At 68.0% G+C, this 8623-nt stretch carries 5 protein-coding genes and 1 pseudogene; 2 read left to right on the top strand and 4 right to left on the bottom strand.

Annotated elements, in window-relative coordinates:
• Nucleotides 1-38: 38 nt before the first annotated feature.
• The 3 genes and pseudogenes from AOK17_RS09305 to AOK17_RS09295 all read right to left on the bottom strand — a co-directional run.
• Nucleotides 39-807, bottom strand: a pseudogene (locus AOK17_RS09305) (carbohydrate ABC transporter permease); the annotation flags it as partial.
• Nucleotides 808-936: 129 nt separating this feature from the next.
• Nucleotides 937-1932 carry a carbohydrate ABC transporter permease gene (locus AOK17_RS09300; protein ID WP_107102337.1) on the bottom strand — a complete coding sequence of 332 codons (996 nt, stop codon included), beginning with the start codon at nucleotides 1930-1932 and terminating at the stop codon, nucleotides 937-939.
• 110 nt (nucleotides 1933-2042) lie between these two features.
• The gene (locus AOK17_RS09295; RefSeq protein ID WP_055611871.1) at nucleotides 2043-3356 is read right to left on the bottom strand and encodes an extracellular solute-binding protein; all 1314 of its coding nucleotides are present in this window, start codon (nucleotides 3354-3356) and stop codon (nucleotides 2043-2045) included.
• A gap of 285 nt (nucleotides 3357-3641) precedes the next feature.
• On the opposite strand from AOK17_RS09295, the gene AOK17_RS09290 reads away from it, so the two are divergent.
• Nucleotides 3642-4658 (top strand): LacI family DNA-binding transcriptional regulator, encoded by a 1017-nt coding sequence (locus tag AOK17_RS09290; RefSeq protein WP_055611870.1) that lies wholly within the window; start codon nucleotides 3642-3644, stop codon nucleotides 4656-4658.
• Between the two features lie 339 nt (nucleotides 4659-4997).
• Here AOK17_RS09290 and AOK17_RS09285 read toward each other — a convergent pair whose 3' ends face one another.
• Nucleotides 4998-6605, bottom strand: coding sequence for an AraC family transcriptional regulator (locus AOK17_RS09285; protein WP_079052895.1), 1608 nt, complete (start codon nucleotides 6603-6605; stop codon nucleotides 4998-5000).
• A gap of 128 nt (nucleotides 6606-6733) precedes the next feature.
• Between AOK17_RS09285 and AOK17_RS09280 the strand changes: the two genes are divergently transcribed.
• Nucleotides 6734-8599, top strand: coding sequence for a siderophore-interacting protein (locus AOK17_RS09280; protein WP_055611869.1), 1866 nt, complete (start codon nucleotides 6734-6736; stop codon nucleotides 8597-8599).
• The last annotated feature ends 24 nt before the right edge of the window (nucleotides 8600-8623 follow it).

Below are 8623 nucleotides of genomic sequence, written 5' to 3'. Positions count from 1 at the left end.
TACCGGAGGGGCGCGGCAGCAGGGGGCCGGCGGGGCGCTCATCCCTTGACCGCTCCCTGCATGATTCCGCCGACGATCTGACGGCCGAAGACGATGAACATGGCGAGCAGGGGGAGCGTGCCGAGCAGGGCGCCCGCCATGATCAGCGACTGGTCGCGTATGTATCCCGCGCTCAGCTGGGTGAGTGCGACGGGCACCGTCGGGTTGGACATGTCGAGGACGATGAACGGCCAGAAGAAGTCGTTCCAGGCGTGCACGAACGTGATCATGAACAGGACGGCCATGGGCGGCCGGGCGATCGGCAGCACGATGCTCCAGAAGATGCGCAGGGAGTGCGCACCGTCCACGCGGCCGGCCTCGACGAGTTCGTCGGGCAGCGCCTCGCTGAGGTACTGCCTCATGAAGAACACCCCGACGGCGCTGACGAGCGTGGGGAAGATGACGGCGGGCAACTGCTGGCCCCAGCCCAGTTCCGTCATCATCATGAACAGCGGTACGACGCCGAGTTGAGGCGGCACCAGCATCGTGCCGATCACGAGCATGAGCAGGATGTTGCGGCCCTTGAAGCGGAGTTTCGCGAAGGCGAAGCCGGCCAGGGTGGCGAACAGCACCGTGGACAGGGCGATCACGCCGGCCACGATCAGGCTGTTGAGCATGGCCTTGCCCAGCGCGGCGTCCTGCCAGGCCTTGCCCAGGTTCTCCAGAAGATGGGGTCCCGGCAGGAACGGCGGAGGCGTCTGGGTGACGCGCGTGTTGTCGGTCGACGCCGCCACCATCGTCCAGTAGAGCGGGAAGAGCGAGAACAGCNNTCCGGCACCCGGGTGCCGGAACAGTTGTCGGCTCCGCCGGGCGGGCGGGGTGTCCTTTCGCGCGGTGCCGGAGCGTGCGTCCGGCACCTGGACCGGGATGCTGTCAGTGGTCATGGAGATCTCCCGGTCAGCCCTTGCGCGCGATGACGCGCGCGACAAGTCGTTGGACGACGAACACCACGATGAGCAGCAGGAACATCGCCCAGGCGACCGTGGCGGCCCGGCCCATCTGATAGTTCTTCCAGCCCTCCTCGTACAGCAGCAGTCCCAGCGTCTGGTACTGGTTGTCCGCTCCCCCGGTGATGCCGTTCGGACCCTGGCCGAAGATCAAGGGCTCGCCGAAGAGCTGGGTGGCGCCGATCGTGGACAGGACGATGGTGAACACGATGGTGGAGCGGATGCCGGGGATGGTGACCGTCAGGAACTGTTGCCACCGCGAGGCGCCGTCGATGGCCGCCGCTTCGTAGCGGTCGCGTGGGATCGCCTGCATCGCCGCGAGGTAGAGCAGGGCGTTGTAGCCGGTCCAGCGCCAGATGACGATCGTTGAAATGGCCGTCTGCGCTGCCCACTTGTTGTTCTCGAAGTCGATGTTGTCGATGCCGACCAGGCTCAGCATCCAGTTGATCATGCCGAAGTCGCGTTCGAAGAGCATCGTGAAGACCAGGGCCGCGGCGCCCACAGACGTGGCGTAGGGCGTCAGAGCGGCCACCCGGAAGAACGTCGAGCCGCGCAGTTGGTAGTTGAGCAGGTGCGCGAGACCGAGCGCCATCAACAGCTGTGGCACGGTCGACAGGACGCCGATGGTGAACGTGTTGAGCAGTGCGTTCCAGAAACGGTCGTCGTCCCACAGGGCCGTGTAGTTGTCGAAACCGACCCACTCCATGAGGTTCAGGGTGGACAGTTCGACGCGGTGCAGGGAGATCCACGAGGTGTAGACGAGCGGGTAGAAGCTGAAGGCGGCGAAGACGACGAAGAACGGGGCGATGAAGGCGTACGGCGCGCCGCGCACGTCGAGACGGTGCAGCAGCGTGCTGCGCCGCTGATGCTCCGCGCCGGTGCCGGACCCGGCGGGCGGGGCGGCACCGGGCGCTCCGTCTGGGGTTGTCGGGGTGGAGATGGCCACCGGAAGGCGTCCTTCCTGGAGGGTGACGGGGAGGGCAGGGGCCCGGCGGCCCACTTGGGGCCGTGCGTGGGACGCCGGACTGCTGCGGAGGTGGGCGAGGGGGCCCGAGGTCAGCCGGCGGCCTTCTCGATGCGCTTGTCCGTGGTCTTCCATGCCTCGTTCGGGCTCTTGTTCTGCGCCTCGATCAAGGTCAGGCCCTGCGAGAAGATGTCCTTGATGGTGCCGTCCTTGCGGCCGAGCACCTGCTCGTCCGGGATCTCCTGGGCCGCGGCGCTGAAGATCTTCCCGATGGGCGCGCCACTGAAGTAGTCGGACTTGGCGTCCACCACTTCGGGCATCCCGAGCGCGGTCTGCGACGAGGGGAAGTTGCCGATCTCCTTGAAGAGGTAGGCCTGCTGCTCAGGGGCGGTGAGCCAGGCGACGAGGTCCTGCGCCTCCTTCTTCACAGGGCTCTTCTCCATCACGCCGAGGAACGCTCCACCCCAGTTGGCGCCCTTCGGCGCTTTGGCGACGTCCCACTTGCCCTTGTTCTCGGGGCCCGCCTTCTCGCTGATGTGCGCGAGCATCCACGCCGGGCAGACGGTGCTGGCGAAGGTGCTGTTGGCCAGGCCGGGGTCCCAGCCGGGCTGGAACTGGCGGAGCTTGGCGGTCAGATCGGACGTGGCCGCCTCGGAGGCCAGCTTCCACGCGTCCTTCACGACAGGGTTGGTGGCGTAGATGAGCTCGCCGTCCTTGTCGTAGAACTGCTGGGAGTTGCCGTAGATCATGGCGTTGAACAGCCCGCTGGAGCTGTCCATGAAGGCGACCTTGTCGTCCTTCGACTTCTGCTTGAACTCCTTGCCCGCATCGACGTACTTCGACCAGTCGCCCTCCCACAGCTTGGCGACCTCGTCGCGGTCGGTGGGCAGGCCGGCCTGCTTGAAAAGGTCCTTGCGATAGCAGACCGCCATCGGGCCGATGTCGGTCCCCAGGCCGATGACCTTCTTGTCCTCTGTGGTGACTTGGCTCTGCTTCCACGGCAGGAAGTGGTCCGTCCCGGCCACGCCGGCCAGATCGACGAACTTGTCCTTCTGCGTGTCCGACAGTTCCTTGGCCCGACCAATCTCTATGCCCTGGATGTCCTTCAGCCCGCTGCCGGCGGCCAAGTGGGTCTGCAGGGCGGTGTAGTAGGTCTGCTCGTCACCTGCGACGTCCGCCTTGATGACGACGTTCGGGTGCTCCTTCATGTACTTGTCGAGCAGGCCGGTCTCCTTGAAGCCCATGACGCCGAACAGCCCCATGGTGATGGTGACCTTGCCGTCCTTCTTGCCCCCACCGGTCCCCCCGCTGTCACTGCTTCCGCAGCCCACGACCAGGCCGAGAGCCGACACAGCCGATATGGCGGCCACGGCTCGTGTACGCAACTTCCTTCGGGCCTTGCCCATTCAGTCCTCCTAGCGGCGGCGCTGACGCACCGGAGTTCGGGCCCCACGGTCCGCTTCGTAGGTCCCGATTTGTCCAAGTGGGTACGTTCCCAAATAACGATGGGAACGTGCCCACTCGGAAGCCCGAAGCGTGGCCGCCGCAAAAGGCTCCTGTCAAGAAGTTGAAGCAACTTCGTTGCCGGAAGATGTCGCACTCCCGCACCCGGACCCGCCGGGCACTCGTGACCGGTCTGGCACAATGCGCTGGTGGAAGCCGTTCGGGCACCGCGCAAGCGAGGAGGCGACATGGAGGGCAGGCAACGCCCGACCATCAAGACCGTGGCCGCGCGCGCCGGTGTCGGACGTACCACGGTTTCACGAGTCATCAACGGCTCGGAGCTCGTCAGCGACAAGGCCAAGGCCGCCGTGCTCGCCGCCATCGCCGAGCTGAACTACGTCCCGAACTCCGTTGCCCGGGGGCTCGTGACGAACCGGACGAACTCCGTGGCCCTGGTGATTCCCGAGTCCGAAAGCAGACTGGGCTCCGAGCCCTACTTCTCAGCAGTCATCCGCGGGGTCAGCACCGCGCTCGCCAAGACCCGGACACAGCTCCAACTGGTCCTCGTACGCGACCAGGCCGAGCGGGACCAGCTCACCGAGTCGGTGGCGGAACGGCGCGTCGACGGAGTACTCCTGGTCTCGGTGCACGAGCACGACCCGCTGCCCGGCCTGCTGGAGGACATGGGTCTGCCCACGGTGCTCGCCGGGCGCCGCTCCCCCGCCGAGTCGCTCAGCCATGTGCACTCCGACAACGCGGGCGGAGCCGCCGCGGCCGTCAGGCACCTCCTCGCTCGCGGGCGGCGAACCATCACGACGATCAGCGGCCCCCTCGACATGGACGTGGCTCGCAGCCGACTCCAGGGGTGGCGCGAGGCCCTTGAGGAGGCGGGCCGCGAAGCCACGGAGCACCTCGTGGTCTCGGCCGACTTCACCGAGGAGGGCGGCGAGACAGCGATGCGTTCACTCCTTGAACAACTCCCCACGCTCGACGCCGTGTTCGTCGCCTCGGACGTCATGGCGGCAGGGGCGCTGGCGGAGTTGCGCAGGCAGGGGCGCAGCGTCCCCGGCGATGTGGCGGTGGTCGGATTCGACGACTCCATCATCGCCCGGCACAGCAACCCGCCCCTCACCAGCGTGCGTCAGCCCATCGAGGAGATCGGCAACACGATCGCCCGCATCCTCCTGGAAGAGATCAGCAATCCCGAAGAGCCGCGTCAGCACGTCGTTCTTCCCACCGAACTCGTGGTGCGCGAATCGTCGTGAACCTGCCGCGCACCGGCAGGATCGGGACCCCACAGAACGCCGACGGGTGACCACGCCAACTGGACTTGCGCATGGCAAAGTTCGAAACGCGCGCGGGTAACACTTTGGACCTGGACGACATGGTCGAGCACTGGACGCTGCTGATGGACGAGCAGGGACTCGTGTCCGGCAAGCGCGGCGCGACTCGGCTACGCCGTGTTGCGGAAGTTCTATACGCAGTACGGCCGGTTTCCCCGAGGCCGATTCGAGCTGCCGGGCGAGACCAGACCTGCGCACTCCGAGAGCATGACCCGCCTCACGATGATCCCCAACCTCGCGAAACGCAGGACAGCAAGCTTGCTACCGGCTCCGCTCGGGCTCGCGCTGCTGGTAGTCGCGCGGAGACAGTCCGTGGAAGCGGGAGAAGGCGGCGCTGAACGTGGGTAGGTGGGCGTACCCGATCCGGCGCGCGACGGCGCTGGGCGGCGCGCCCCCGGCGAGCAGGTCGCGAGCGATGCGCATGCGGGCGGCATAGCGCCAGCGACCCAGTGTCATACCTGTCTCGTCACGGAAGGCACGGTGGATCTCAGCAGCGACATCAACATTGTGCGTCCCGCCAGGCTCGCCGATACGGCGCAAGCACTCCATCGCGACAGCACGCGCGCGCGGATTCGTGGGCATCGGCACCGACAGCGCTCGCTGCGCGGCAACCTGTTCCGCGAACAGGTCGAGGATGTGGCGGGGGTTGTGGTCGTCAGGACGCAGTCCGGACCGGGCGCTGATCGAGCAGAACATCAAGTAGTCGTCCCACGCAGGCGAGAACCGCACATGCAGCGGCACTGTCAGTTGGAGGTCGCCGGGGCTCGCGTTGCCCAGCGGCAGGGAGACGGAGTTCTCGCGGAGGCCGGTGACATGCTCCACTTCTGCGGGGATCCAGGTCGCCACCCCTCGCTCCCGCTCGTAGCGTTGGTCGCCGATGTCCAGGTACCCGCTGCCTCGATACATCCAGCTGAGGACGTGGATGTCGTTGGTGTGCGACGGCGTGCTGGCCGGGGGCAGCATCGCGGGCGCAGCGGGAGTGTCCGTCCTGCGCATCATCCGGATCAGGTCGTCGGTCTGCCGTGCCGCCGCTGCCCGTTGCGTCAGTCCGCCGGCGCCGGGTCGGGCGGAGAGCTCCCGTCCGAACTCGTGGGGGGTCAGTCCGAACCGTCCCTTGAAGGCTCGCGTGAGGCCGTTGCGGCTGGCGAAGCCCACTCGAGCGGCCACCTGGTCCACGTCGTAACCGGCAGCGAGGAACTCCACGGCAGCGCCGAGTCGGCAGAGCAGCCGCCACTGCTCGAACGTGAGCCCGGTGTCGGCGAGGAAGTCACGGCGAAGGGTGCGCGCGCTGGAGAGCACCCGCGCAGCCCATTGCTCGACCGTGAGGTCGAGCGCGGGGTCGCGAATCAGTTCCTCGGCGACTGCTCTGGCGCCGAGGGCTCGCGGCATTGCCGGCGAGGCGAACCCCTCTGAGCTCGGATTTCGCCCGACCCCGACGGGCGTCGGCGAGCGCGAGCCAGGACGCCGAAGGAGCTCCTCGATCGCCTCGGGGGAATACCCGCGGCCTCTGAAAGGAGTGACCTGCAGGTTGAAGAGCTGGATCAACCAGTCCTGCCAGCCACTGGGAACGTCGAACCGCGTCAGTTCCGAGGGCCCCCAAGCGCCGACGCCGGCTTGGGGCCACAGCGGGAAGGCGACAGTGCCCGGCTCAGTGATGATCGCCCGCTCTGTCCAGCCATCTGCGGGAATCCAGGCGCCTTCGCCGGCTTTGAGGTGGTGCACCGGCCCGCCGTCGAGGCGCACCTGCGCCACGCCGGTGCGAACCCAGAGCAGCAGCGGTCGAGCGGGCACATCTGCCGAACCCAACCGCGCGGTCGGAATCGGCGGCGGGTCGCCGGCGCCTGTGGCGAACGAGGAGGGGACCACCATGTCCTAACTCTACGGCAGTTTGCGCACACCATCGTAGGTAAGGTTCACCTAACTTTAGCAGTGCACGCCCTCCCGATGCCGGTGCGCGACTCCTGCCCTCGAAGCGACCGGAAAGGTCAGTTCCCCGCATGCCCAGAACCTCGCGCCGACTCACCGTGCACTCGCCGACCCTGCGTGAGGTCGAGGTGGTCCGGACTGTCGACATCACCCCGGGGATGCGACGGGTCACGCTGAGCGGCGAACAGTTGCGTGCGTTCACCACAGCGGACGGCCTCGTGCGGCCGCCCTTCGAGTCCGCGGGCTTCGACGACGACCTCGGGTTCTACTTCCCGTACCCAGGTCAGCGCGATCCGGTGCTCCCGGTCCAGGGCGAGGCCAAGTTGATCGTGCCCAAGGATCCTCGACCGCTGTCGAGGGTCTACACGGTCCGCCGCTGGGACCCCGAGGCCGGCGAGCTGGACGTGGACTTCGTCAGGCACGGGGTGGGCGCGGGAACGACGTGGGCCTATCGCACCCGGCCGGGTGACCGGATCCACCTCAGCGGCCCGAGCACGTCCAAGGCGTTCCCGACCGGCGCCGACTGGTTTCTCGTGGCAGGCGACGACACCGCACTCCCCGCGATCGGCCGCCTGCTCGACGAGCTCCCGCCCGACGCCCGGGCACAGGTGTTCATCGAGATCGCCGAGGACGCCCACCGCCAGGAGCTGCGCGAGCTGCCCGGGGTCGACGTGACGTGGCTGGTCCGCCCCGGCGAAACGGCCGGGACCGTGTCGCTGCTCACCGAGACCGTCCGCAGCGCGGAGTGGTGGTCGGGCCAGGCGTTCGCGTGGCTGGCCGGCGAGCACACGGCCGTCCGGGACATCCGCCGGCACCTGGTCGAGGACCGGGGCGTGCCCAAGGAGGACATCGACTTCGCCGGCTACTGGCGTCGCTCCGAGGTCGTCGCACTGGAGACCGACGGGGCGGTACCCGACCCCGAGAGGACGGTCACCCCGTTCCAGAAGCTCCACGACCTGACCGAGCTCGTCGCGCCGATCGCGATCCGCACCGCCGTCGAGCTGGGCGTTCCCGATCTGGTCTCCCGCGGCGTGACCAGCGTGACCGAGTTGGCCGCCAAGGTCGGCGCCGACGAGCGCGCTCTGGGCAAGCTGCTGCGTTACCTGCACACCCTGGACGTGGTGACCGAGACAGAACCGTGTCACTACGCCCTGACGCCGGTAGGCGACGTCCTCACTCTCGAGTTCATCGCCGACCGGCTCCACTCCGCCGGGGTGGTCGGTCGCGAGATGCTCGGGATCCACGGCCTCACGGAGTCGGTCCGCACCGGCCGGCCCGCCTACGCCTCGGTCACCGGCCAGACCTTTGACGACGTGCGAGCCGAGCAGGACTACGAGGACCGTCACCTGGAGCGCCTGGCGAAGTTCCAGCCCGCTCTGGCCGAACCGATCGCCACGTCCGACCTGCTTGCCGGAGTCCAGCACCTGGTGATCCACTCCGGAGGTGCCGGCGCCCACGCCCGTGAGTACGTCGCAGCCCACGAAACCCTGCGCGTGACGATCTGCGCCCTGCCCGCCCAGGCCGACTGGCTGCGCCGCGACCTGCCCGCCACGATTCCCGAGGACCAGCAACGCACGCGGGTCGGCGTGCTGGAGCAGTCCGTCTTCGAGCCCAGCCCAAAAGCCGACGCCGTTCTCATCAGCCGCGCCTTCAAGACCCTGCCCGACGCCGACGCTGCTCACGCACTGCGCCGGGCAGCCGAGAACCTCGTCCCCGGCGGACGGGTGCTGCTGATCGAGGAGGTCTTCGACACCGACGACCTCGACGAGCACGACGGCGAGGCGGACCTGATCGGCCTGGTCTGCCACGGTTCCGGCCTTCGCACCGCAGCGGAGCTGGACGCCGTCATCGCCCGGGCCGGCCTCACGCGCAGGTCGGCGCACACCGTCGGCCTGGGAGCCACCGTCCATGAGCTCCTCCGCTCCACCGCCGACTGAACCCCTCCAGACCCAGAACAAGAG

Source organism: Streptomyces phaeochromogenes (genome assembly GCF_001418655.1).
GTDB lineage: Bacteria > Actinomycetota > Actinomycetes > Streptomycetales > Streptomycetaceae > Streptomyces > Streptomyces phaeochromogenes.
The sequence above is the reverse complement of the archived record's forward strand: the minus strand, read 5'-3'. Positions and strand labels throughout refer to the sequence as shown.